This window comes from Paraglaciecola sp. T6c, assembly GCF_000014225.1.
GTDB lineage: Bacteria > Pseudomonadota > Gammaproteobacteria > Enterobacterales > Alteromonadaceae > Paraglaciecola > Paraglaciecola atlantica_A.
Genome location: NC_008228.1, coordinates 628,766 through 652,276 on the forward strand (window position 1 = coordinate 628,766; position 23,511 = coordinate 652,276).

Here is a 23,511-nt window from a genome sequence, read left to right on the forward strand (position 1 = left end):
CCGGCTTTTTTATTGGTGTTGAGGATGTAAATATGCATAGAATTTTTGGATTATTGGTTTTACTTGTAGGAGTTCCTTTAGTGCCGGAAGCGAAAACAGTGCGGATCGCGACGTTTAACGTGAGTATGGAGGCGAGTAATTACTTGCCTAAAGGAGTAACGCCGACCGGCCAGGAATTGTTTGAAAACTTGCAGAGCGGCGACAACCAACAGATTAAGAACATTGCTGAGATTATTCAGCGTGTGCGCCCTGATATTATTTTACTGAATGAGTTTGATTACACCTCAGATGATGATAAGGGTGTAAAAGCATTTATCAGTCACTATTTGGCCGTCTCTCAGCTAGGCACCAAGAGCATTGATTACCCTTATTACTACATCGCACCTGTGAATACGGGCGTGCCTTCTGGGGTCGACCTTAACCATAATGGAACGTCCACTGACAATGGTGGCGATACCTTTGCTTTTGGTTTGTATCCAGGGCAATACGGCATGGTTTTACTCAGTCGTTTTCCCATTGAGCGTGAACAATTAAGAACGTTTCAACACTTTCTGTGGAAGGATATGCCTAACGGGCTACTTAATAGTGTAAAAACTGAAGAGGGGGCAGATTGGTACTCACCTCAGGCAAAAGCCATATTTAGGTTGTCGTCTAAGTCCCATTGGGATGTACCCATCAGCATCGATGGTAAGCTAGTTCATGTTCTAGCAAGCCACCCCACACCGCCGGTTTTTGATGGCCCGGAAAACCGAAATGGAAAGCGAAACCACGATGAGATCCGTTTTTGGACTGATTACATATCGGGTGGTAAGGGCGCTGATTATATTTATGATGATAAACAGCAAAGGGGCGGACTAAGAAGTGAGCATTTTGTCGTCTTGGGTGACTTGAATGCCTCTGCTGAAGAAGGTGATGGTCACAAAGACGGCATTGGCTCATTGCTTAAAAATTCAAAGGTGAATAGCCACAATATTCCTATGAGTGCAGGCGGCGCAGTGCATAGCCCTGAAAACGCTCTGGGAGCTTCTCATACCGCTTTTTGGCGTATGCGGGCTGATTATGTTCTTCCTAGTAAGAAGCTGGGTGAGGTAAGCACCAGTGGCGTATTTTGGCCAACATCTGACGAGGCTAGCTATCGATTGATCCAAAATCGCCAGGCATCATCCGATCATCGCTTGGTGTGGGTAGATGTAGACGTTACTGAGTGATAGCGCTCAACGGCGTTCTAAACGTTAGTGATGAGCCTGTACAGTCCTAGTGTGTGTACAGGCTCTAGTGTGTTCAGGCAACATGCCGCGTCATACATTTTCGAATAACGCTTCGACACGCATGCGGATTTCTTCAATTTGGTTGATATCAGACGGAGCAATAAAAATCGTATCGTCGCCCGCAATTGTGCCTAAAACGCCATCTTTTTGACTCAAGGAATCTAACAATCTAGCAATGAGCTGCGCCGCTCCTGGACTTGTGCGGATGATGATCATCACATTGTTGTGCACTATATCTAACACTAATTGACGAAGCGGGCTGCGAGCCGTAGGCATGCCTAGCTCTGGAGGTAAACAATAGACCATGTCTCCTCTGGCATTACGCGTTCGCACTGCACCGAACTTACTGAGCATACGGGATACTTTGGATTGACTGATATTGTCGAAGTTTTGCGTTTTGAGTGCGTCGACAATATCCCCTTGAGAGCCAAAGTTTTCGGCCTTTAAGATATCCTTAAATGCCTTGATGAGTTCTTCTTGCTTATGAGTAGCCATATATTCCTCTATTTATAGTGGCTATTTTGCCTTAGTACTTGAACTTAAGCAATTTGCCCTCACATTCAAATTCGAACATTTTCAGCTCAGCATTTATTTGTTTTTTCGCGGGTCTTGCATTAGTGTTTCGTTCGCGAATTGATTAGCATTCCACAGGAGAGAATTATGAAAGTAGCGGTATTAGGTGCAGCTGGCGGTATAGGCCAAGCATTATCATTGTTGTTAAAAACTCAATTGCCAGCTGGTACAGAGCTAGCCCTTTACGACGTAGCCCCTGTCGTACCTGGTGTTGCGGTTGATTTAAGTCATATCCCTACTGACGTAAAAGTTGAAGGTTTTGGTAAAGACGACCTAGCTAAAGCGTTAACAGGCAGTGACATTGTTCTTATTCCTGCTGGTGTTCCACGTAAGCCGGGTATGGACCGTTCTGATTTGTTCAACATCAACGCTGGTATCGTTAGAAACCTAGTTGACAGTGTTGCGGACAATTGCCCAGAAGCTTGTTTGTGCATCATCACTAACCCGGTTAACACGACTGTGGCAATTGCTGCAGAAGCGTTGAAGGCTAAGGGTGTATACAACAAGAACAAATTATTCGGTGTAACAACACTAGATGTTATTCGTGCTGAAACTTTTGTGGGCAATTTACGTGACTTGAACCCTGCCAACGTGCATGTTCCTGTTATCGGTGGCCATTCCGGTACCACTATTCTTCCTCTGCTTTCTCAGGTGGAAGGTGTTGAGTTTACTGATGAAGAAGTTGCTAGTTTGACGACTCGTATCCAAAATGCAGGTACAGAAGTGGTTGAAGCTAAGGCAGGCGGCGGATCAGCTACCTTATCAATGGGCCAAGCCGCTGCTCGTTTCTGTTTGTCGCTTGTATCTGCAATGCGCGGTGAAAATGTGGTTGAATACACCTATGTTGAAACCAACAGTGATGACGCACAATTCTTCTCACACCCAGTTCGTTTGGGCAAGAATGGCGTAGAAGAAATTCTACCTTACGGTGAGCTAAGTGACTTCGAGCAAAAAGCAAAAGAGTCAATGCTTGAAGGCCTACGTGGCGACATAAAACTAGGTGTTGAATTCGTTAATAACTAATTCATTTTCCTAAAATCAAAAAAAACCAGCAGATGCTGGTTTTTTTATATCTGCTATTCAGCAAATCAATACTGCACAACGTCCTTTGAGGTTAAGCCGCCATAGGATCTTGACCTAAAGGCTTCGTTGGGCGTGTGGCGATGTTAGGATCTTTAACTTGACCTGCAGTGCCTGCAACTAATGGGGTGCTTTTTGAGGCAATACGCACTGACGCTAATTTGGCATCAATGCACTGGCGTATATCATGCGCGGTATACCCTGAGCGCACTTTAATGCGCACATGGGGAATCCGAGCCGCATCTAGTGCCCCGCTGACAAACCAATCGCGTTGGCGTTTATAGCCGTCTTTGCCGTTTTGTGTGGCATGCACTAAGTCTATAGCCACCACAGGTGACATATCGGCTTTTGAGCATAAAACAAAATCTAAATGGCGGCCGCTCGTACGACTCAATGCACTTTTGCCTGCTTTCTTGCTGGTGCTTTCCCTTGTGGCGACCACATCAGACAGTTTAACTCGGCACATTACTCTAAATTGGTTGCCCACAGCCTCATCGATAAGAGCCAGAAAGCTGCGCTCTACAGGAGTAAATAAATTAGTCTTCTTTTTAAACGGGAAGGTTAAGCTGGGTTCATTTAATTTCACTGCACCGATTGCCACCACAATCAATATCATCATTAAGATAATTGCCAATTCCATACCTGCTCCTATGGGCCTGCCAAATTTTTGACAGTTTCCGCCTGTGTTGATGTCTATAGGAGATATTGCAAAGAGAGTGCCAGAGGTCTGTCCGTTTTATTAGCTGGGGCTTTTAATCCCCATTTATCAATCCCCATTTATTTAGAGTTGATAAGTATATCTACTTGGCTGCCTGCTCCATCTGGGGAAATAACAATAATTTTGTGGTCGTTTTGCAGGCGTATAAGAATGCGATTTTGGGATAACTTTTGTGAGATTGGCCCATCAATATGCTGTCGGAAAAACGCGAGAAGATCATTGGGAGTCTGTTTGCTATGGTAGGTTAATGATGCTGGAAGCGCGTCGGCAAATAAAAGGCAAGCACTGGCGTCTGTTGGTATATCAATCCCATGAAAAGCCGCGGGGCAAGTCGTTGGGGCACCACTGTCAGCGTTTAGCGCGTGGTTTTGTGCGCTTAGGACGCCCGAGTATACTCCGCTAATAAGTAAGCAAAGCGTGCTGCGTTTAACGACTGCTATTGTATTCCCCATCTGATACTCCGTATAAAGTACCAGCATAATAGATTTATGATGAATAACTGACAATCTCTGATACCGTATCTTAGGTATAGCATCCCATTTATGCGTATAGCGCGGTTGGAGGAGGGTAAATGAATATTGTTCGAGAGTATTTGCGTTTGGCTGTTTTTGCCATTGGATTACTTTCAGGCGTACAAATCCCAGTCTTTATTGACCAGTATCAGAAACGCGTTGACGCTCACTTACTTGAAGCGAAACAAAATTTAGCTGGCTTTGAGCAAACGGCAAAGCGTTACTTCAAAGGCGATATGCAAAAATTAATTCGTCATTATCAGCAAAGTGAAGATGCGATATTCCGCCAAGATGCTAAGAATGTTCAGCTTATTTTTAGCCGTGCCAGCCTGCTGCAAGTTCAATGGGACAATTTAAACAAGGGCGTCGTACAACGTGCGTATTATTTGGCAACTCAATACAACCCTCAAATTTTACAAGAGACGATCACTCAATATAGTTACACGGTGCCATTGAACCCTGTAGCGTTAGGGTGGGGGATATGTATCGCATTATTGTTTGCAGCCCTGTTTGATATGACGATAGGTATAAGTGCAAAAACTTGCTCAGTGTGCTTTCACGCGGTACGTAAACGCAATTAATTGGAGCTGATGTGAGCGCTCACTTACTCTTAGTGTTTCGTTTTTTATAAAGATTGATAGCCGTAAGTCATACAGGAAAAGTGAAAGCCGGCTTGCGTGATGACAAACCGGCTGAATGCAGTTAATTGCACCTATCGAAATAATTGCGTTTATTCTGATTCATAAGGATAGCGAACGGAATAACGCATGGTTAATTGCTGCCCCTTAACAAAGGTGTCGTATTCCTCTTGGCTAATTTTGTCATCACTGTTTATATCTGCGTTGTCAAAGTGCTCTGATATTTCTGCATTTTTTGCTTCCTCTTTGCTGATAAATCCGTCAGCGTCCGTATCTACCTCTGAAAATTCTTGCTCGACCGGGGCTGGTTGATCAGGCGCTTTCAGTGCAGGGTTGTTACTTTCTAAATCTGCGTTGATGGATACATCCGACGAAGCTGCCAAATTTTGCTGTTCTGTTTCGCTTTTCGCTGGGACTTCATTTGCGTGGCCTTCGACCCCGGTGGATTCGAGCTCTTTGTTCATTGCATCTGCACTGTGATCGAGTGGGCTTTGTCCTTTCGCGCTTAGCTCTTTGGCATTATCAAGTGCATTTTGGACGTTTGATTCTGCGTCTTTCATTTTGTTATTTATGCCTGCACCTGCACTGGCATTTACGTCATCATGACTATCATGTTCAGTTAGTTGGGTATCAAGCTTTGCATTACTGTTTTGTGCGTTGGCCGAAATGGCATTTTGCTTGGCTTGACTTAATTGCGTGTCGGCCATGTCTTCGGGGTTATCGTTTGCTTCTTTTGCAGCGCTTTCGGTACCGACCATGTCTTTGTCGGCTTTGGCCATCGACTCTGATGTATCACCTATCGCTGCGTTAGTGCCAGATGTGGAAAGTTGGTCGCTTGAATCAGTGGTGTTGGCATTTTTGCCTGTGACAACTGTATCTGCCAATCCTATGTCCGCTTTACTGTAAATGCTGGCATAGGTGTTAAACTCTCTGGGGCTTAATTGTCCGTTCTCGTCTTCATCGACTTTGACAAAATAATTCCAAACATTATCTTTACTGGCTTCACCTTGTGAAATGGCGCCATCTTCATTGGTGTCTAACGTCGCGAAATTACTATCGGTAGCTTGCGGTGTACTTTCTTGCCCTGCACTTTCTTGCCCCGCACTTTCTTGAGTCGTCGTATCCTGTTGCGCCGCAAATGCTGAGGTAGCTAATACACTGGTAATAATCGATGCTAAGGTGAGTTTCTTCATAATCAAATCCTTGGTTCGTATATCTGCATATAAAAATACACAAATGTGACTTTCAAAGGCGATAATACATATCTCGTGCCACTAAATAATTCTCATATTATTCAGCTAGTTACCAATATTCAGTTCTTTCTGTTAACAGTATGTTGCGTAATAATGGAGTCGCAAAATGAAAAAAATTCATCAAGCAATATAGGAGAAAAAAATGGGAGAAAAAGCACGGGAGAAAAAGCGGGGAAGAAAATAGTACCCAAGAGCATTAAAAAGGCGCGTGAAACCGCACGTTACAGTCTCACGTTTGATAAGCGGGGGTTATACGGTGAAAGAAGCGCCGCAGCCACATGTCGTGGTCGCATTTGGGTTATTGACTAAGAAACGAGAGCCTTCAAGACCCTCAGTGTAATCAACCTCGCCACCTAATAGGTACTGAAGGCTCATGGGGTCAACCACCAAGGTCACCTGATCTTTGTCTATGGTCGTGTCACCGTCATTTACTTTTTCATCGAAGGTAAAGCCGTATTGAAAACCTGAACAACCACCACCAGTAACATAAACACGTAATTTCAAATTAGGGTTTTCTTCTTCCTCGACAAGCGCCTTAACTTTACGTGCGGCGGCGTCGGAGAATTCGATTGGAACTGCTGTTTGCACCGACATAAATTACCTCTGTGTATACAAATAAGTGAATAGGGGATAGCGCGGATCTTAAGATTTTACTGTAAGCGAGCTACATAATGCCGCTATTATCTAATACCTGACTAATCTTATCAACTATTCGCTCGTCGATAGTACCCAATCAAAGGTTTTATTTAGTTCACCGAGTTTACGTTTGTATTTATAAACATCAGCAGTGATGACCACTTTTTCGGCTAAAAAGTCCATTGGTAAGGTAAATTCCTGCTCTAACATTTGGAAGTATTTAAAGCGAAATGTTAGTGGACCTTGGTCGCTGAGTGACGTTAAAGGATAGCTTTTGGGGTGTCCATTTTCACTGCCATGTATCACTAATTGTACAGTACCATTGAGCGTAGCTTTGATTTTATCTTGCTGTAAAAGTACTAATTTAAAGCGATAATAGTTTTCACTTAAGGTTTTCTCGACAGCGAATCCATCAATACCTAAGCCTGTCGCACTTAGCTCAGGGGCCATCACTTGTTGATAAAATCCAAGCTCTTTACGCAAAGATACTTCCCGAGCGAGCGCAAGTTCTGTTTCTTCAGCGAGTTTTTTTTGGGTGGTCGTCGCAATATCTAACTCAACACTCATTACATTTACTTGGCGTGATAGCTCCGCGTTCTCTAGCCGCAGACTCTCGCTACTATTTTTAAGCTGCTTTAAGAGTGTTTGTTGTTCATCACTGAGTCTATAGCCAAAAGAAAAAGCTAAGTAGCCGGTTGATAATAGAATAACTAAACATAAGGCGTAAAACTGATAAGGGCCGAAGCGCTGTTTTAACTCTGTATAATTCACAAATTACTTTACCTCGCCAGCACAATAAAACCAGAAATATAAGGTAATTCCTTACATTACAGCGGCTTGTGGTAAGATGCTGTCATTCCCTAACGTATTAATAGCGCTAATATATGTCCCTTAATGCTTTTCGACAAGAGCTGGCTACACCGCGCACCTCTATTCAATTGTGCGTATTGGGTATTATTGGCGGTGTTTGCGCTGCATCGGTGATCATATTATTCCGCTTAAGCGTGGAATGGCTGCAGCTTATTTATCTTGATGAAGTGAATAATTTTACGACATTATCTACTCTAGAGCGGGCGATCATGCCTGTTATAGGCGTAGTGCTTATTTTGTGTGTTGCCTACCTTACTGGTTTTAAGCATTACCGAATGGGTATTCCTTTTGTGATCCACCGCGTTAAAAAACGCTTCGGACATATCCCTTTTCGTACGACGGTCAATCAATTTTTTGGTGGTGCATTCGCATTAGCGAGCGGCTTTTCTGTTGGTAGAGAAGGCCCATCGGTGCACTTAGGCGCAGCAGGTAGTAGTTTTTTTGGACAATGGTTAAAACTGCCTGATAACAGTATTCGCATCTTGTCGGGATGCGGAATCGCCGCTGGTATATCTGCTTCGTTTAATACACCTTTTGCTGCCGTCATTTTCGTAATGGAAGTGGTACTGCGCGAATATAAGATCCATATTTTTATTCCTATCATGTTAGCGGCGGCTTGTGGCACCGTGATGACCAGAGCGGTATTTGGTCAAGCGCAAGAGCTCGACTTTATAGAATTTTTTGAATTCAGCCGCTGGATATACCTGTATTTGATTTTGTTTGGAATATTGCTCGGTGCGTTAGCGACTCTTTTCAACAATGCCTTGATGAAAGTTATGCATATTTTTCAGCGTTTTAACATGATAAAGCGCTTGCTTATTGCCGCCTTGATTACCGGCGCAGTGGGTTACATACTGCCCCAAGCGTTAGGCGCGCATTTCTTTTCTGTACATGACATGGTGCTACAGCAGCAAGATGTTGTTTTACTGGTAGCGGTGCTTTGCGCTAAGTTTTTTATCACTATTATTGCCATTGGGCTAGGGGTTCCAGGTGGGATCATGGGGCCGGTATTCGTACTGGGTATGTTAAGTGGAGCCTTATTGGCTGCCCCGTTGGGACTGGCTGTAGATAATATGGAACAACTCAGCGGTAGCTTTGCTCTGCTTGGCATGGCCGGTTTGATGACGTCTGTAGTGCATGCTCCGCTAGCCGCTCTGTCAGCCGTGATGGAGTTATCCTATAGCCCTGAACTTATCTTGCCCGCTATCTTAGTTATTGTGCCTGCCTATGTAACTTCGACTCAGTTTCTTGGAAACAGCTCTATCTTCATCCGCCAGTTGGATTATCAAAAGTTGCCTTACAGTACGTCATCTGTATTGGAAGCTCTGCAAAGAACTGGCGTGCTAGCGGTGATGGACAAAGAATTTAAGTTGTTCAATAACGCCCAACAACACCATATTTTACAATTTTTAGAGACATCACCAACACACCCAGTGGTGCAGCGAAACAGTGTTGAAATTGACGTGCAGTATTCGTTAGTTCAATACGATATTAGTCTTAGCAGAGAAGAATCATCCTTGGCTTTTTATGCCATGCAAGGGGTGTCGTTTCAGTCAACCCTGGGCGAAGTCTATGAATTGCTGCAAAGCAGTCGTGAGGGCGCGGTGTATGTTTATGAAAATGAACCAAGTAATATCACAGGTGTGATTACTTGGAACATGTTGCGTAGCTATTTACACAAAGCACAATATTAATATGATGTGCTTTGCCCTCAGTATTTGGAGAGTTATCCCATGAGCATTTTATGGCTCAAAGCGTTACACATTTTCTTCATGATCGCTTGGATGGCGGGTATCTTTTATCTGCCTAGAATATTTGTTTACCATGCCCAGACAGATAATCAAGCGGTGCGTGACCAATTCAAGACAATGGAGCGAAAATTGTGGTTTTTTATCACGCCTTTTGCATTATTGACTTTGATTTTCGGTTTAAGCTTAATTTATCAATATGGCGCGTCGTGGCTGGCTCATTCAGGTTGGCTGCATGCGAAATTACTATTGGTGGCGCTTTTGTACGGGTATCACTTTTATCTTTATCATCTGGTCAAAGTGTTCGCCCGAGATGAAAATAAGCATTCCTCACGCTTTTATCGATTTTTAAACGAAGCGCCAGTGCTGATATTGCTAGCCATAGTGTGCTTAGCTGTGGTGAAGTTTATCTAGGGGTTGTGAGCAAAACCATTACGACTGCGGGACTTTTTTGAAAATAAAATGCTTGCAAGGCCAAGATGTTTTCAAACGACCCGACGCTCCGAACCCAAAAGAAGCTACGTTCATTGGTCACGTCAGAATTGATTTAATGTAAAGATTTGTAATTAGACATATATCTAGTTTGCGTTAGTCAACTGATTTGCTAATCTGAAGAAGGAAAATTTGAATCAGAGAATGTCATAATATGGATGTTGTGCAGGTAAAATTACGAACCCTTTTGCGCCAGTCTGATCTCGCCTTTGAAGAGTACAAAAAGCACCCCAATTCTGCCGATAGCGCAAAAGCATATGAAACGGCAAAAATGGCGTTAGATATGTACATCGCGAATATGCGAGTATCAGTTGAACAACGCTTAAAGTAACGCCTTTCAAAAACCATTATTGCACATCGATATATTCGGCATAAGGAATATGACATTGATGTGACATCAAGCATTTAACCCCCCGCTAAGAAAATGCTATCATCTGGCGATTATATGGCGCCCAAGTATAGCCCTAACCTCAAGTTAACTGTTCTTCAACGTCGTCCGTCTATTTTTAATTACAGAGTCAGATTTAATGTCAGATGATTTAACCCAGCATTACTCGCAAATTCTTTCGATCTTAGGTGAAGATACTCAGCGAGGTGGTTTAGTAGATACGCCTAAACGTGCCGCCAAAGCGATGCAGTTTTTGACCGATGGTTACGAGAAAAACCTTAATGACGTAGTGAATGGCGCTATTTTTGAAGCCGACACTGACGAAATGGTCGTTATTCAAAATATTGAATACTATTCACTGTGCGAGCACCATATTTTGCCGTTTATTGGACAGTGCCATATTGCTTATCTACCTCAGGGGAAAGTGCTAGGACTATCTAAGTTTGCTCGCATCGTTGACATGTACGCGCGTCGCCTGCAGATCCAAGAGGGTTTAACCAAGCAAATAGCGGATGCCATTCAAGAAGTTACTGGGGCGGCTGGTGTAGGCGTGATCATGGAAGGCAAACATATGTGCATGATGATGCGTGGTGTTCAAAAGCAAAACTCGTCCATGGTGACATCAGTAATGCTAGGTGCGATGCGTAAGTCAGATGCAACACGTAATGAATTTCTTCGTTTAATTGGTAAGTAACGCGTTAACAATCTCAAAAAAGCACGCCAACCGTTAAATCATTAAGTGTTGGCATGCTTTTGTCATACTCACCTCCTTAGCGCATATAAAGCTGCGTAAAATCGTTAAATGCACAGACCGTGTGCTCCAATATGGTGCGTCTGCATCTTTTTTGTATGGAAAATGAAATGACATTGAAAACTCTCTCCTCCTTTTACCGGCTAATGGGCAATATCAAAGCCGTGAAAGTGATGTGTATTATGCTTATCTCCTTCACTGCTGCTGCAAAGAGCACAGATCCTTCTAGCGAATATGGTCCTCGAACATTTGACGTTGATAACAAATGGACCGCGATCGTTGCTGCATATGAGCCTGAAATTAAAGCGATTGATGCTGCGATAGCCAAATTACCTGACGCTAACATCACCAAAACCGTTACTTTTCAGGGCGTAAAGTATCAGCTAGGGACGTATAAGGGTGAGCCGATAGTTATCTTTACCACTGGCATAAGCGTGCCGAATGCGGCAATGACTATGCAAATGGCGCTCGACTATTTCCCCATCGACAGAGTCATAATGATGGGCATTGCTGGTGCTATTAGCAGTGAGTTTACCCCTGGGGATATTGCTGTACCGGCCAGGTGGTATTTTCATGATGAGTCTGTGTACATCAACCCCGACAAGGAACATGAAGGGGAGTTCGTTTTACCTGATTATTATGAGAAGTCATTGGCATCATTTTTAGAGCGCCGTAAACAAGACCCTCATTCGCCTGCCTACGAAAATTTTGGCTTTATTCACCCTGAAGAAATGGCGGTGATAAAAGAGGGCTGGGATAGTCCTCGACAAATGCCATATTTTACCGCCTCAAGTGAACTACTTGACTTAACCAAGAAGGCGCTTAAGAAGGTCAGCCCTATTGCTATGCCATCGGGTAAAGCAATAAAGGTTAAGGTCGGCGGCAACGGTGTGACCGGCTCAGTATTCTTGGATAATGCAGATTACCGAAACTGGATACGCCGGGTGTTTAACGCTGACGTGTCTGAAATGGAATCCGCCGCTGTTGCACAAGTTTGCTTTGTGAACGACGTTGACTGGGTGGTTATCCGCTCTATTAGCGATTTAGCCGGTGGTCAGCAAGGCAAAAACGTTGAGAACGTGTTTGACGGTATCGCATCAGGCACTGGGGCTAAATTGCTGCTAGGCGTCTTAGATGAAGTGGTTGCTTTGCCTGTTCAGTAACTGTAATAAACGTATTCAAGTAGATATAAAAACACCGTCGTTTCGACGGTGTTTTTGTATAATACTTTAGTTCAGCTGCGAGTTATTATTCGCCTTCGCGCTCAACCACAGCGTTGTGATATACGTCTTGCACGTCATCACAATCTTCCAGCATATCCATAAACTTATCAAACGTGGCGACATCTTCGCCTGTTACCACTGTTTCTGTTTGCGGCACAAAGGTGATTTCATCTGCATCGAATTCAAGTTCTGGGTTGTTATCGGTTAGTGCTGTGCGGGTTTTAAAGTATTCAGTATGAGGGGCAAAAACCGTGATCACGCCCTCTTCACATTCTACTTCCGTTACATCCACGTCCGCTTCCATTAAGACTTCTAAAACAGCGTCTTCGTCATCGCCAGGGAAAGAGAACACAGCTTGATGGTCAAACATGTGACTTACTGTACCTGTCACACCTATTTTTGAGTTTGTTTTGGTGAAACAGTTACGTACATCTGTGATAGTTCGGTTGTTATTATCGGTTAGGCAATCAACGATAACCATGCAGCCGCCTGGGCCAAAGCCTTCATAGCGTGCTGGGGTGAAGTCTTCACCTGCACCGCCAGCGGCTTTATCAATTGCTTTGTCAATAACGTGGCTGGGTACTTGGTCTTTTTTTGCTTTATCGATAAGGCGGCGCAATGACAAATTGGCTTGAGGGTCTGTGCCGCCGTTCTTAGCAACCATGTAAATTTCTTTACCGTATTTCGAGTAAACTTTGGTTTTTGCGCCAGCAGTTTTTGCCATCGCTACCTTACGTACTTCAAACTTTCTGCCCATTAATGTTCTCTTTTTGCTACAAATAAAAGGATATGACTAAGATTTTACCGATAAATACACGCTTTGTACAAACGCCTTACGTTGGCAGTTTGTGCCTTGATGCTTATTTATGGTAAATGCTCAGTCGCTAAATAATCATGTGATTGCATTTCTTTCAATCGACTAAGGCATCGATGAAATTCGAAATTTAATGCGCCTTCTGTGTAAAGTTCTTCAAGGGGAACCTCTGCTGACATGATCAACTTCACGTTACGCTCATAAAACTCATCAACCATGGCGATAAAGCGTCTGGCAATATCATCCACCGATTTGCCCATTTGCTCCACATTTGCCAGTAAAATTGAGTGATAACAGCGACTCAGCTCCATGTAATCTGTTTGGCTACGAGGGCCGTCACATAAGGCGCGAAACTCAAACATGGCTACGCCTTCAGCGTGATGCACCGTGGGAATTTTTCGGCCCTTTATGGTAATAGCATCATCGTGTTGGCACTCTTCAGGGGCAAGCTGCGCAAAATAGACTGAAAGGTTATCGTTGGCCGTTTGATCCAGAGGGAAGTGATAAATCTCAGCTTGTTTAAGAGTACGCAAACGGTAGTCAATGCCGCTATCGACATTAACCACTTGGGTATGTTGGTTTATCAGTGCAATCGCTGGCAAAAAACGCGCTCGCTGTAATCCGTTTCGATAAAGCTCGTCAGGGATGATATTAGACGTTGCTACTAAGACTATTCCCCGTGCGAACATCTCTTCCATCAGCGTACCGAGGATCATGGCATCTGTAATATCAGACACAAAAAACTCGTCAAAGCAGATGACTTTGGCTTCGCTTGCAAACTTCGCGGCAATTATTTTAAGTGGATCAGATTGACCGCCGAGAGATTTCAACTCCTCGTGAACGCGGTGCATAAACCGGTGAAAATGCACCCGCATCTTCTTCTCAAATGGCAAGCAGTCGTAAAACGTATCTACTAAGTAGGTTTTACCTCGACCTACCCCCCCCCAAAAATATAAGCCTTTTATGGACTGGGCTTTATCATCTTTACCTAGTACAAATTTCACTTTGGTCCACAGGCTAGGTTCTTTGTCTGGCGCTACAAGGTCATCGTAAAGGCGTTGCAACTGTTTGACTGCGTTGGCTTGGGCTGGGTCAGAATGAAAGTCGTCGCGCTGTAAATCTGATTGATATTTTTGCCAAGGGGTTGAAGCTGACATAAGGCGTGTCTTTTCCTTTTACTGAATGACCTTAAAAATCACCAAGCTAATCTTGTTGAGGTATTGAATCGAAATTTAATGACCGCATAAATGCGTGACAGGGGTATAATATCAAAACATGGTATTTTTTTCGCTGTAAGCGGTGCAAAGTTTGTTAAATATTGCTGCTGGCGACTGTAGAGTTAAGTGATATTGTGCTTTTCAGGTGTATGTCGCTTTTACAACCTTATGATTGGAGTAAGTATGGATTGGTTAATAGGTGTGGTTTTGGTGCTGGTAGGCGCGGTGATTGGTTTCTTTGTTGCAAAATATGTCTATTTTGATAAAGAAAAGACATCAAAAGACGGCCAGAAAGAGCAAACTTTGAAAGATGTGATGGTTCAGCAGTCTCTGAATCATGTGACTGAAAGCCGTAAAATTGCAGAACAACTTCAAAAGCAATGCCAAACATTGAGCCAAAATTTGGACAGCTATGAAAGTTCTTTGTCATTGTTAAACACTGACGCACAGAGCAGCAATGTGAGTTTCTTTGGGGAGCACGCATCGCCATTTTTGCAGAATAAAGAACAAAAAGTGACTCGTGAAAAAGACAGTGCTGATGTGCAACCGTTAGATTTTTCGAACCAGAGCTCTGGTTTGTTCAGTGGCAGCGAAAATGTGCGCCCTGAAAAGCAATCAAAATAACTGAGCAACACAAGACAGGGAACTTTTCAAAGTGCCATGCAGTCTTTGTTGTGTTTATTTAAGCTATTAAGTCATCCATGGAGTTATCGTTAAATGAGTAAAGTTATTAACCGCACTGCCATTACCAGTTGTGTTTTTGCGGCAAGCTTAATGATTGCCGGTTCAGCAAGCGCTGCCTTACCATTCTTTTCTAGTGATAATGAGCCTGTCACAAGCTTGGCTCCGATGCTGGAAAAGACCACCCCGGGGATCGTGACGATTTCCGTGGAAGGTACCCAGGTTTCGCGTCAGCAAGTGCCAGAAATGTTTCGTCGCTTCTTTGGTGGTAACGGCGAGCAAGTGCAAGAGCGCCCGTTCAAAGGTTTGGGGTCAGGGGTTATTATTGACGCCGACAAAGGGTATGTCGTAACCAATAATCATGTTGTTGAAAATGCAGATGAAATTACGGTTAAGCTAAACGACGGCCGCGAAGTCAAAGCGAAGAAACTTGGCGCTGATGAGCAAAGCGATATTGCGTTACTTAAAATCGAAACAGATAACCTCAACCTTACTGCGGTGCCACTAGCAGATTCAGACAAGGTGCGTGTAGGTGACTTTGTTGTGGCCATTGGTAATCCCTTTGGTTTAAGTCAAACCGTTACCTCAGGTATTGTAAGCGCGCTAGGCCGTTCAGGATTAAACATCGGCGGTTACGAGAACTTCATCCAAACCGATGCAGCCATCAACAGAGGTAACTCTGGTGGTGCCTTGGTTAGTCTTAATGGCGAACTTGTTGGCATTAATACCGCTATTTTTGGCCCTAATGGCGGTAACGTAGGTATCGGTTTTGCTATCCCTGCCAATATGATGAAAAGCTTGGTTGATCAGATCATCGAGTTTGGCGAAGTCCGTCGTGGCTTGCTAGGCATCTTAGGCCAAGATGTTGACTCAGGTTTAGCTGAAGCCATGAACCTAGATGTAAGCCGCGGTGCGTTCGTCAGTGAAGTAAGCGAAGGTTCTGCTGCTGATAAAGGGGGTATTCAAGCGGGTGATATCATCATCGAAATTGAAGGTCGCCCTGTGACAAGCTTCTTAGAGTTGCGCGCTAAAATAGGCAGTAAAGGCGCGGGTACTAAGGTCAACCTTACGTTGCTACGTAAAGGTAAAGAGAAAGACGTTCAAGTGACGTTAGGGGATGCAACACAGAGCACTGTGGCTGCTAAAGAAATACACCCAGCCTTAGAAGGCGCGACACTTACCAACGGTAAAACTAAGCAAGGTGTTGACGGTGTAGTTATTTCAGAACTTGTCGCACGTTCACCATCATCCTTGATTGGTTTACAGGACGGCGATGTGATTATCGGCGTGAATCGTCACAAAATTGATAATGTAGTCGATCTACGTAACGCGCTAGATGAAGCTAAGGGCGTGATTGCGCTTAATGTTAAGCGTGGTGTATCAACACTTTACTTGGTAATTCGCTAGTTTTACCAAATTAATGGCAGCCCAAACACTGGGCTGCTATTAACTTTTTCCTTACAGTGTTATTCTTACCCTCTGATAAGTAAGCTTTTATTAGCAGGTCCCTTGAAAGATTCATTCACTTTTTTGCTTAAATCGGCTTTTGTCGGCGCCATCATCTCTGGGGTGATACTCCTTTTGGTGCCTGATCTGCGTCACGGTAGTAGTTTGAACTTGTCGATGTTCAACCCCACACGCCAGACATCAGACAAGCTTAGTTTTAATCATGCTGTTAATGTTTCTGGCCCCGCGGTAGTTAATATTTATAGTCAATCCATTGAAAGTGGCAGTATTTATAATCGCAGTCAGGCTGTTGAGCGCACAAGCTTAGGTTCAGGCGTTATCATGAGCGAAGACGGGTTGATATTGACGTGTCTGCACGTAATCGCTAATGCCAATAGTATCTTAGTGGGTTTGCAAGATGGTCGTCGCGCAGAAGCGCAAATCATCGGATATGACCCTTATACTGATTTAGCCGTGCTAAAAGTTGCCGAGGATAATCTGCATGTTATTCCCCAATTAGATGATCCTGGTACCCGAGTAGGTGATTTAGTGCTGGCGATTGGAAACCCTTATAATTTAGGACAAACCATCACTCAGGGAGTAGTGAGCCGAGTCGGGCGTAATGGTTTAGCTGCTTATTTTGATTTTATTCAGATGGATGCAGTGCTCAATGAAGGTAATTCAGGTGGCGCGTTAATTGATAGCAATGGCTATTTGATTGGCATTAACAATGCTAATTTTAAAACACTGGATAGTCAGCGCCGAGTAAAGGAAGTTGACGGTGTTTCGTTTGCCATTCCTTATGGATTAGCCAAAAAAGTCATGGACGAAATAGTAGCAAATGGCCGTGTCACCCGAGGTCAGCTCGGTGTTGGTGCTGCAGAGGTGTATGGCCGATCTGGTATCCTCATCACCAGTGTCTCTCCTGGTAGTTCTGCCGATAAAGGCGGTATTCGCACCGATGATGTGATGCTCGCTATCAATGGTCAGCCAACGGACAGCGTTACTCAAACATTAGACTTTATTGCTGAAACAAAACCAGGGACTGAACTGCAAGTCGAGGTGAGTCGTGGTGGGCAATTAATCACGTTAACGGTAGTCGTTGCTGAACTGGGTGCCCAATAGAGTGCGTGCTTAATAAAGTGCGTGCTTAATAGAAAGCAGGGGCGGGCAGCGTTAAAAAGCTTGGTTTTCGAAGAAATAACCGTGAAAACCAAGCCTGCATAACTTTTTCTACTTAATGCGCTGAATGTTTGCGCCGAGTCCATTTAATTTAGTTTCAATATGTTCGTAGCCGCGGTCTAAATGATAAATACGATCGACTACGGTTTCACCTTCAGCCACTAGACCTGCAATGACTAAACTGGCTGATGCACGCAAATCAGTCGCCATGACCTGCGCGCCCTTAAGGCTAGATACCCCATGACACACTGCACTATTGGTCTCTAAATCAATTTTAGCCCCCATACGCTGTAGTTCAGGAACATGCATGAATCGATTCTCAAAGATGTTCTCAGTCACCACGCCAGTTCCTTGTGCCACGCAGTTTAGGGCGACAAATTGCGCCTGCATGTCAGTGGGAAAGCCAGGGTGTGGAGCGGTCTTTATATTGACGCTTGTAAGTGGATGGCCTTGCATATCAAGCTCTATCCAATCATCACCTGTGGTAATCACTGCGCCCGCCATAACGAGTTTATCAAGCACGGCATCGAGTGTTTCCGGGGCCGCGTTTTCACAGCGAATTTTCCCGCCGGTTACGGCTGCCGCAATAAGAAATGTGCCGGTTTCAATGCGATCAGGTAATACTGCATAACGACAACCTTGTAAGCGTTCAACCCCTTGGATGCGGATCTTGTCACTGCCTGCATGTGTTACCTTTGCACCCATTGCATTTAAACAGTTAGCGAGGTCAACAATTTCGGGCTCTCTAGCCGCATTCTCTAACACCGTCTCACCGTCGGCTAAGCAAGCGGCCATCATGAGGTTTTCGGTCGCACCAACACTGACCATATCCATGAATATGTTTGCTCCTTTAAGACGGCCATCCACTTTAGCGCGAATATATCCGGCCTCTACATCGATTTTTGCGCCCATTTTCTCTAAACCTTGCAGGTGCAAATTGACCGGTCTAGCACCTATCGCACAGCCGCCAGGCAACGACACATTAGCTTCACCGTATTTGGCGAGCAAAGGGCCTAATACTAAAATGGACGCGCGCATGGTTTTGACTAAGTCATAAGATGCGTTGCAATTGTTAATGCTGCTCGGGTCTATTTCTACAGCGTGACCAGAAACACGTTTAGCGTCAGCGCCTAACTCAGCCAGCAAGGCGAGGCTGGTGTTGATGTCTCTTAGCTCGGGGACGTTATCAAAGTAGCAGGTGGTATCGGCTAAAATACTCGACATTAAAATAGGAAGTGCCGCGTTCTTAGCGCCTGAAATGCGTACTGAGCCCTGTAACGGCTTTGACGCTTTAATGAGTAGTTTGTCCATGGAAATGCTCTTTTGAATAGTACGCGAGGATGAATTTAGTGCTTAAAAACGTGAGTACTGCCTAGCCATTTATTGAGGCATGTTAAGCAGGCGTTCTCTCTTCCATTGTTTTTCTGAGAAAGTCTTAATCGAAATTGCATGCATAGTACCCTGAGCGATAATCTCACTTAACGGCGCATATACAAATTGCTGTTTCTTAACACGACTCATGTCGTCAAATTGATCGCTGACAGCAATAATCTGAAAGTGTGAACCATCACCCGTTACATGGGCTTCTGCTAAGCCAAGCTTCTCAATAAGTAATTGTTCTATTTCTGAATTTTGCATAGCTTTCCTAAAATTTAAATCAAGCGGTTATTGTAACGGTAAAAAGCCGTCTACGTCGCTTATTTTAGCCAAATTTAATAATGTATCTGGAGGATTGAGCAAACTAAACTCGATATCCTGCTTCTTGGCATCTCGGATTAGATTGATTAACCACGCTAAACCAGCGGTATCAATTTGCGTTATTTTTTCTAAATTCAACACCAATGGTTTGTTCGTGCGTTTCGCATTCGTAAGTTGCTGTAGGCTATCGGGCCAAAAGTTAGGGATAGTATCTCGATTCAAATTCCCCGAGAGTAAGAAACTCTCAGGGGAAGATGAGTCGTTCACAATCGTCAACTTTGGTGAAGTTGCATTGCTCACTTAGCTTTCCTCTTCTGGATGCTCGAGCGTAATTGGTTGCTTGATTTTTTCTTTCATGATGTCGATCACTTTTTGAATACCGTCTTGACGTAATATTGATTCGTACTCGCTTTGCTTGCTGGATAACAGGCTAATACCCTCAGCAACCATGTCGTACGCCTTCCACTCATTGGTCTTGGTATTTTTACGTAGTTTGAATGAAATCTTGATGTCTGGACGACCGTCTTCTTTAACCACTGCTCGCACTGTTGCTGTCTTGTCTTCAGGTGCATCGCGCAGCGGCTGGAAGACCACCTCTTGGCCATTGTAATAGGTTAATGCCAGTGCATAAGTGGTAATCAGGTATTGGCGAAACACTTGAATAAATTCAGGTATTTTGTCTTTAGGGACAGTTCTAAAGTGCTTACCTAAAACCTTAAGTGCGGCAAAGTTGTAGTCGATATAGGGCAGAAGATCCTGCTCGATGATGTCCCTTAGAATTTCTGGGTTTTTCTGTATCTCAGCGTGCTGATCTTTGATTCTGGCAAAGGTTTCTGAGGCAACGTCTTCTAGTAATTTATAAGGGTTAGCCTCTTCTGCAGTGGCAACACTACTAAAAATTAAAATAAGTGCAGCACTAAATATTCGTGTTAGGTGTTTCATGAGGTATTTTAAGTCCAAAGTTATCAATCAATTAGTCATTTTTACTGAATAGGAATTGGCCAATTAAGTCTTCTAAGACAAGGGCTGACTTGGTATCTGAAATGTAGTCGCCTTCAGCGAGGTCTGCTATTCCATCAATACTAAATCCTGGCTGAAAGCCCACGTATTGCTCACCTAACAAACCCGAGGTCAGGATCGAAACCGAGCTTGTTTCTGGAAACTTGTTGTATTCCTGATAAATTTTTAATTCAACAACCGGTGTGTAACCGTCTGGATCGAGACTGATGTTGTCTACTCTGCCGACCGTAACGCCACCGACTTTAACCGCTGAGCGAGCCTTAAGGCCGCCAATATTGTCAAATTTGGCATACAGGGTATATGTGCCAGTACCGCTTGACATGCCTTGGTTAACCACCTTAAGCGCAAGCAATAGCCCTGCTGCTAAGGTCAATACCACAAACAGTCCAACCATGATTTCTGCTTTGCGTGACGACATTACTTTTCCACTCCTACTCTATACCAAACATTAATGCAGTCAGGATAAAGTCGAGTCCTAACACTGCTAAAGATGAAAATACCACGGTTTCTGTGGTGGCTTTGCTTATCCCTTCCGATGTAGGAACTGCATCATAACCCTTAAAAATAGCTATCCAAGTAATCACAAAGGCGAATACGAGGGTTTTAATGATGCCGTTCACGACATCTTCGTTCCAGTCGACACTCGATTGCATGATAGACCAATAACTACCTACATCGACGCCTAACCAGTCAACGCCAACTAAATGACCTCCCAGTATACCTACCGCGCTGAAAATAAGAGCCAACATTGGCATTGAAATAATGCCTGCCCATAAACGCGGTGCAACTACGCGACGAAGTGGGTCTACCGCCATCATTTCTAAACTACTGAGTTGTTCGGTGGCTTTCATCAGTCCAATTTCTGCTGTCAAAGCTGAGCCAGCGCGACCAGCAAATAGCAATGCTGTTACAACAGGGCCTAATTCACGCAGTAAAGAAAGTGCGACCATCGGACCTAAGCTGCCTTCGGCGCCATAGTCTACTAATATGGTATAGCCCTGTAGCGCCATAACCATGCCAATGAACAATCCTGATACCACAATGATTAACAGTGACTGAACACCAACCACGTAAATTTGTTTTATTGTTAATGGCGTGTTTTTGATAAATTGAGGTTTGGCGATAATAGCCCCCATCAACATCAAAAAAGCACGTCCAAACGAACCGACTGTGTCGATTGTATTGCGTCCGATACTTGCCAACCACTGCATCTATTTGGCTCCTAGAAACGTTTGTTCAATATCGTCAGCAGGATAATGAAAAGGCACGGGGCCGTCTGCTTGTCCTTTTAAAAACTGTTGTACTAGTGGCGAATCGCTCTGTTTTATTTGTTCGGGAGTACCACTACCGATCACTTTTTTCTCTGCCAATATGTAGATGTAATCCGCTATCGTGAGTACTTCGGTCACATCATGGGTCACAACCACGCTAGTAAGTTGCAATGAGTCGTTTAACGCTTTTATTAATTTGACTAGCACACCCATCGAAATAGGATCCTGCCCAGCAAAAGGCTCATCGTACATAATGAGCTCTGGGTCTAGAGCGATAGCGCGGGCCAACGCCGCCCTGCGCGCCATACCGCCAGACAGCTCAGCAGGCATTAAGTCTGCCGCGCCGCGCAGTCCCACCGCTTGCAGCTTCAATAGCACCAACGTCTTAATCACTGACTCAGACAACTTAGTATGTTCACGAAGCGGAAATGCAATGTTATCGAAAACTGACATATCGGTGAACAACGCACCGCTTTGAAATAACATGCTCATTTGGCGCCTAACAGTGAACAGGCGATTTCGTTTCATGCTTTGAATAGACTCGCCTTTAAAACGAATATCACCGCTGTCGGGTTTTAGTTGCCCACCCATAAGGCGCAACATAGTGGTTTTACCAATACCACTTGGACCCATAATGGCGGTGGTTTTCCCTTTTACGATACGCAAGGAGATATCATCATAGATAATACGACCGCTTCGCGAGAAGGTCAGGTTGTCTATTTCTAGCAAATTTTCCATTAAGCCTGTTGTCTTCCTATCAGATGAACCAAATACTAATAATATAGGGTTGTGGTAATTGGCGACATTATATGTTTTTTCAAGGGCAAACCTCAAAACCTAAAAGTAACAAGTTATATTCGTATTTTTAGAACGTTACTTAGCCCGCCAAACGCTTGCTCAAACGATTAAACATAATAGTGTCAACTAACGTATTAGTTAGATGACCAGATGAATGGTTTTTTCGTTCATTTTTAATTAGGTAGCGCTGGTTTATTTGTCACACAATGAATAGGCAAAGGCAGTGCTTTTTGCGACAATTAGATATTGGTATAAAAACAAGTGAGTTTTCGTGATAGTTGAAGCGTTATTATTTTTGTTGTGGTTAGTCGTATTAAGTTGGGGCGCGGATAGATTCGTATTCGGCTCATCTGCGTTAGCAAGAAATATGGGCATTTCACCCATGATTATCGGCTTAACCATAGTCGCAATGGGGTCTTCAGCGCCAGAAATTATGGTTTCTGCCACTGCATCGCTTAATGGCAACACAGATACGGCCATCGGCAATGCGATAGGCTCCAATATCACCAACATCGCGTTAGTGCTGGGCTTAACCGCTTTACTGAAACCCTTGACGGTAGCATCGACGACGTTAAAACGTGAAATGCCAGTGATGCTAGGCGTGTCTCTGCTTGCGACTTACTTCTTGGCTGATTTATATTTGTCGCTAAACGAAGGCATAGTGCTGTTTATCCTATTCTTTTTCACTATAGGCGGTTTGGCGTGGATGTCATACCACATGGAAAAGGGCGATCCTTTAGAGCAAGAGACTCACGACGAAGTACCAGACGGTGTGCCGACAAAAAGTGCGGTGATTTGGTTGTTTGTGGGCTTGGTATTATTGCCCCTCAGTGCGCATTTCATGGTTGAATCAGCGGTGGAAATAGCTCGCCACTTTGGCCTAAGTGACTTGGTGATTGGTTTGACCATTATTGCCATAGGCACCAGTCTGCCCGAATTGGCTGCCAGCATTGCTGGTGTGCTAAAAGGGGAAGATGATCTCGCCTTAGGTAACATCATTGGATCGAATATATTCAACATATTAGCCGTCATGGCCATGCCTGGTTTGATATCTCCTGGGGCTGTCGACCCAGATGCAGCAAGTCGAGATATTTACACTATGTTGGGCTTGAGCATTTTGCTGGTGCTGTTTTGTTTCAATATAAGAGGCTCTCGCCGAATCAATCGTTATGAAGCTGTCGCTTTTCTCGGCTGCTTTGTCGCTTATCAATACTTTGTTTTTAACCAAGGTTAG

The 23,511-nt window shown here is 44.0% G+C and carries 27 protein-coding genes; 12 read left to right on the top strand and 15 right to left on the bottom strand.

Annotated elements, in window-relative coordinates:
• Positions 1-32 precede the first annotated feature (32 nt).
• Positions 33-1,208, top strand: a complete 1,176-nt coding sequence (locus PATL_RS02765; RefSeq protein ID WP_011573448.1) for an endonuclease/exonuclease/phosphatase family protein — start codon at positions 33-35, stop codon at positions 1,206-1,208.
• Between the two features lie 90 nt (positions 1,209-1,298).
• Here PATL_RS02765 and argR read toward each other — a convergent pair whose 3' ends face one another.
• Positions 1,299-1,763, bottom strand: coding sequence for a transcriptional regulator ArgR (gene argR / locus PATL_RS02770; protein WP_006992741.1), 465 nt, complete (start codon positions 1,761-1,763; stop codon positions 1,299-1,301).
• Between the two features lie 165 nt (positions 1,764-1,928).
• Here argR and mdh point away from each other — a divergent pair, with 165 nt between their 5' ends.
• A complete protein-coding gene (gene mdh / locus PATL_RS02775) occupies positions 1,929-2,864 on the top strand; it encodes a malate dehydrogenase (RefSeq protein WP_006992742.1) in 936 nt (311 codons plus the stop codon).
• Between the two features lie 91 nt (positions 2,865-2,955).
• Here mdh and PATL_RS02780 read toward each other — a convergent pair whose 3' ends face one another.
• Together PATL_RS02780 and PATL_RS02785 are read right to left on the bottom strand one after the other, a co-directional pair.
• Positions 2,956-3,561, bottom strand: coding sequence for a DUF2726 domain-containing protein (locus tag PATL_RS02780; protein ID WP_011573449.1), 606 nt, complete (start codon positions 3,559-3,561; stop codon positions 2,956-2,958).
• Positions 3,562-3,698: 137 nt separating this feature from the next.
• Complete coding sequence (locus PATL_RS02785) at positions 3,699-4,091, bottom strand: hypothetical protein (protein WP_041713230.1); 393 nt, start codon at positions 4,089-4,091, stop codon at positions 3,699-3,701.
• Positions 4,092-4,210: 119 nt separating this feature from the next.
• Between PATL_RS02785 and PATL_RS02790 the strand changes: the two genes are divergently transcribed.
• A complete protein-coding gene (locus PATL_RS02790; protein WP_011573451.1) occupies positions 4,211-4,732 on the top strand; it encodes a DUF2937 family protein in 522 nt (173 codons plus the stop codon).
• A 149-nt stretch (positions 4,733-4,881) separates the two neighbouring features.
• On the opposite strand, the gene PATL_RS02795 is transcribed toward PATL_RS02790, so the two are convergent.
• The 3 genes from PATL_RS02795 to PATL_RS02805 all read right to left on the bottom strand — a co-directional run bounded on the left by PATL_RS02795 (position 4,882) and on the right by PATL_RS02805 (position 7,449).
• A complete protein-coding gene (locus PATL_RS02795) occupies positions 4,882-5,982 on the bottom strand; it encodes a calcium sensor EFh (protein ID WP_011573452.1) in 1,101 nt (366 codons plus the stop codon).
• A 309-nt stretch (positions 5,983-6,291) separates the two neighbouring features.
• On the bottom strand, positions 6,292-6,636 hold the full coding sequence (gene erpA, locus PATL_RS02800; protein WP_011573453.1) for an iron-sulfur cluster insertion protein ErpA: 345 nt from the start codon (positions 6,634-6,636) through the stop codon (positions 6,292-6,294).
• Between the two features lie 114 nt (positions 6,637-6,750).
• Positions 6,751-7,449: a DUF6776 family protein gene (locus PATL_RS02805; RefSeq protein WP_011573454.1), complete on the bottom strand. Its 699-nt coding sequence runs from the start codon at positions 7,447-7,449 to the stop codon at positions 6,751-6,753.
• A gap of 113 nt (positions 7,450-7,562) precedes the next feature.
• Between PATL_RS02805 and PATL_RS02810 the strand changes: the two genes are divergently transcribed.
• The 5 genes from PATL_RS02810 (at position 7,563) to PATL_RS02825 (ending at position 12,090) form a co-directional block, all read left to right on the top strand.
• Positions 7,563-9,242 (top strand): chloride channel protein, encoded by a 1,680-nt coding sequence (locus PATL_RS02810; protein WP_011573455.1) that lies wholly within the window; start codon positions 7,563-7,565, stop codon positions 9,240-9,242.
• 39 nt (positions 9,243-9,281) lie between these two features.
• Complete coding sequence (locus tag PATL_RS02815; protein WP_011573456.1) at positions 9,282-9,710, top strand: CopD family protein; 429 nt, start codon at positions 9,282-9,284, stop codon at positions 9,708-9,710.
• A gap of 265 nt (positions 9,711-9,975) precedes the next feature.
• Positions 9,976-10,119, top strand: a complete 144-nt coding sequence (locus PATL_RS22755; RefSeq protein ID WP_198136305.1) for a hypothetical protein — start codon at positions 9,976-9,978, stop codon at positions 10,117-10,119.
• A 196-nt stretch (positions 10,120-10,315) separates the two neighbouring features.
• Positions 10,316-10,870, top strand: a complete 555-nt coding sequence (gene folE, locus PATL_RS02820; RefSeq protein ID WP_011573457.1) for a GTP cyclohydrolase I FolE — start codon at positions 10,316-10,318, stop codon at positions 10,868-10,870.
• 239 nt (positions 10,871-11,109) lie between these two features.
• The gene (locus PATL_RS02825) at positions 11,110-12,090 is read left to right on the top strand and encodes a 5'-methylthioadenosine/S-adenosylhomocysteine nucleosidase (protein WP_232283321.1); all 981 of its coding nucleotides are present in this window, start codon (positions 11,110-11,112) and stop codon (positions 12,088-12,090) included.
• A gap of 85 nt (positions 12,091-12,175) precedes the next feature.
• Here the strand turns inward: PATL_RS02825 and PATL_RS02830 are convergent, their stop codons facing one another.
• Positions 12,176-12,907, bottom strand: a complete 732-nt coding sequence (locus tag PATL_RS02830; RefSeq protein WP_011573459.1) for a YebC/PmpR family DNA-binding transcriptional regulator — start codon at positions 12,905-12,907, stop codon at positions 12,176-12,178.
• Positions 12,908-13,014: 107 nt separating this feature from the next.
• Positions 13,015-14,121 (bottom strand): cell division protein ZapE, encoded by a 1,107-nt coding sequence (gene zapE / locus PATL_RS02835; protein ID WP_011573460.1) that lies wholly within the window; start codon positions 14,119-14,121, stop codon positions 13,015-13,017.
• 243 nt (positions 14,122-14,364) lie between these two features.
• Between zapE and PATL_RS02840 the strand changes: the two genes are divergently transcribed.
• The 3 genes from PATL_RS02840 (at position 14,365) to PATL_RS02850 (ending at position 17,433) form a co-directional block, all read left to right on the top strand.
• Complete coding sequence (locus PATL_RS02840) at positions 14,365-14,805, top strand: ZapG family protein (protein ID WP_011573461.1); 441 nt, start codon at positions 14,365-14,367, stop codon at positions 14,803-14,805.
• A 93-nt stretch (positions 14,806-14,898) separates the two neighbouring features.
• Positions 14,899-16,269, top strand: a complete 1,371-nt coding sequence (locus PATL_RS02845) for a DegQ family serine endoprotease (RefSeq protein ID WP_011573462.1) — start codon at positions 14,899-14,901, stop codon at positions 16,267-16,269.
• Positions 16,270-16,371: 102 nt separating this feature from the next.
• Positions 16,372-17,433, top strand: a complete 1,062-nt coding sequence (locus PATL_RS02850; protein ID WP_041713236.1) for a trypsin-like peptidase domain-containing protein — start codon at positions 16,372-16,374, stop codon at positions 17,431-17,433.
• A 108-nt stretch (positions 17,434-17,541) separates the two neighbouring features.
• On the opposite strand, the gene murA is transcribed toward PATL_RS02850, so the two are convergent.
• The 7 genes from murA to PATL_RS02885 all read right to left on the bottom strand — a co-directional run bounded on the left by murA (position 17,542) and on the right by PATL_RS02885 (position 22,217).
• Positions 17,542-18,801, bottom strand: a complete 1,260-nt coding sequence (gene murA, locus PATL_RS02855; RefSeq protein WP_011573464.1) for a UDP-N-acetylglucosamine 1-carboxyvinyltransferase — start codon at positions 18,799-18,801, stop codon at positions 17,542-17,544.
• A gap of 69 nt (positions 18,802-18,870) precedes the next feature.
• On the bottom strand, positions 18,871-19,128 hold the full coding sequence (locus tag PATL_RS02860; RefSeq protein WP_011573465.1) for a BolA family protein: 258 nt from the start codon (positions 19,126-19,128) through the stop codon (positions 18,871-18,873).
• Between the two features lie 27 nt (positions 19,129-19,155).
• On the bottom strand, positions 19,156-19,488 hold the full coding sequence (locus PATL_RS02865) for an STAS domain-containing protein (protein ID WP_011573466.1): 333 nt from the start codon (positions 19,486-19,488) through the stop codon (positions 19,156-19,158).
• Positions 19,489-20,130, bottom strand: a complete 642-nt coding sequence (locus PATL_RS02870) for an MlaC/ttg2D family ABC transporter substrate-binding protein (RefSeq protein ID WP_011573467.1) — start codon at positions 20,128-20,130, stop codon at positions 19,489-19,491.
• Between the two features lie 31 nt (positions 20,131-20,161).
• Positions 20,162-20,626, bottom strand: coding sequence for an outer membrane lipid asymmetry maintenance protein MlaD (gene mlaD / locus PATL_RS02875; RefSeq protein WP_011573468.1), 465 nt, complete (start codon positions 20,624-20,626; stop codon positions 20,162-20,164).
• A gap of 13 nt (positions 20,627-20,639) precedes the next feature.
• Positions 20,640-21,419, bottom strand: coding sequence for a lipid asymmetry maintenance ABC transporter permease subunit MlaE (gene mlaE, locus PATL_RS02880; protein ID WP_011573469.1), 780 nt, complete (start codon positions 21,417-21,419; stop codon positions 20,640-20,642).
• Complete coding sequence (locus tag PATL_RS02885; RefSeq protein WP_011573470.1) at positions 21,420-22,217, bottom strand: ATP-binding cassette domain-containing protein; 798 nt, start codon at positions 22,215-22,217, stop codon at positions 21,420-21,422.
• 331 nt (positions 22,218-22,548) lie between these two features.
• Between PATL_RS02885 and PATL_RS02890 the strand changes: the two genes are divergently transcribed.
• Positions 22,549-23,511 (top strand): calcium/sodium antiporter, encoded by a 963-nt coding sequence (locus tag PATL_RS02890; RefSeq protein WP_011573471.1) that lies wholly within the window; start codon positions 22,549-22,551, stop codon positions 23,509-23,511.

Bases quoted from the DNA above. Each gene is read 5' to 3' on its own strand.
- PATL_RS02815 (WP_011573456.1), top strand. From the start codon at position 9,282: ATGAGCATTTTATGGCTCAAAGCGTTACACATTTTCTTCATGATCGCT.
- murA (WP_011573464.1), bottom strand. From the start codon at position 18,801: ATGGACAAACTACTCATTAAAGCGTCAAAGCCGTTACAGGGCTCAGTA.
- PATL_RS02830 (WP_011573459.1), bottom strand. From the start codon at position 12,907: ATGGGCAGAAAGTTTGAAGTACGTAAGGTAGCGATGGCAAAAACTGCT.
- folE (WP_011573457.1), top strand. From the start codon at position 10,316: ATGTCAGATGATTTAACCCAGCATTACTCGCAAATTCTTTCGATCTTA.
- PATL_RS02885 (WP_011573470.1), bottom strand. From the start codon at position 22,217: ATGGAAAATTTGCTAGAAATAGACAACCTGACCTTCTCGCGAAGCGGT.
- argR (WP_006992741.1), bottom strand. From the start codon at position 1,763: ATGGCTACTCATAAGCAAGAAGAACTCATCAAGGCATTTAAGGATATC.
- mlaD (WP_011573468.1), bottom strand. From the start codon at position 20,626: ATGTCGTCACGCAAAGCAGAAATCATGGTTGGACTGTTTGTGGTATTG.
- erpA (WP_011573453.1), bottom strand. From the start codon at position 6,636: ATGTCGGTGCAAACAGCAGTTCCAATCGAATTCTCCGACGCCGCCGCA.
- mdh (WP_006992742.1), top strand. From the start codon at position 1,929: ATGAAAGTAGCGGTATTAGGTGCAGCTGGCGGTATAGGCCAAGCATTA.
- mlaE (WP_011573469.1), bottom strand. From the start codon at position 21,419: ATGCAGTGGTTGGCAAGTATCGGACGCAATACAATCGACACAGTCGGT.
- PATL_RS02840 (WP_011573461.1), top strand. From the start codon at position 14,365: ATGGATTGGTTAATAGGTGTGGTTTTGGTGCTGGTAGGCGCGGTGATT.
- PATL_RS02845 (WP_011573462.1), top strand. From the start codon at position 14,899: ATGAGTAAAGTTATTAACCGCACTGCCATTACCAGTTGTGTTTTTGCG.
- zapE (WP_011573460.1), bottom strand. From the start codon at position 14,121: ATGTCAGCTTCAACCCCTTGGCAAAAATATCAATCAGATTTACAGCGC.
- PATL_RS02780 (WP_011573449.1), bottom strand. From the start codon at position 3,561: ATGGAATTGGCAATTATCTTAATGATGATATTGATTGTGGTGGCAATC.
- PATL_RS02785 (WP_041713230.1), bottom strand. From the start codon at position 4,091: ATGGGGAATACAATAGCAGTCGTTAAACGCAGCACGCTTTGCTTACTT.
- PATL_RS02765 (WP_011573448.1), top strand. From the start codon at position 33: ATGCATAGAATTTTTGGATTATTGGTTTTACTTGTAGGAGTTCCTTTA.
- PATL_RS02790 (WP_011573451.1), top strand. From the start codon at position 4,211: ATGAATATTGTTCGAGAGTATTTGCGTTTGGCTGTTTTTGCCATTGGA.
- PATL_RS02860 (WP_011573465.1), bottom strand. From the start codon at position 19,128: ATGCAAAATTCAGAAATAGAACAATTACTTATTGAGAAGCTTGGCTTA.
- PATL_RS02825 (WP_232283321.1), top strand. From the start codon at position 11,110: ATGCTTATCTCCTTCACTGCTGCTGCAAAGAGCACAGATCCTTCTAGC.
- PATL_RS02810 (WP_011573455.1), top strand. From the start codon at position 7,563: ATGTCCCTTAATGCTTTTCGACAAGAGCTGGCTACACCGCGCACCTCT.
- PATL_RS02870 (WP_011573467.1), bottom strand. From the start codon at position 20,130: ATGAAACACCTAACACGAATATTTAGTGCTGCACTTATTTTAATTTTT.
- PATL_RS02795 (WP_011573452.1), bottom strand. From the start codon at position 5,982: ATGAAGAAACTCACCTTAGCATCGATTATTACCAGTGTATTAGCTACC.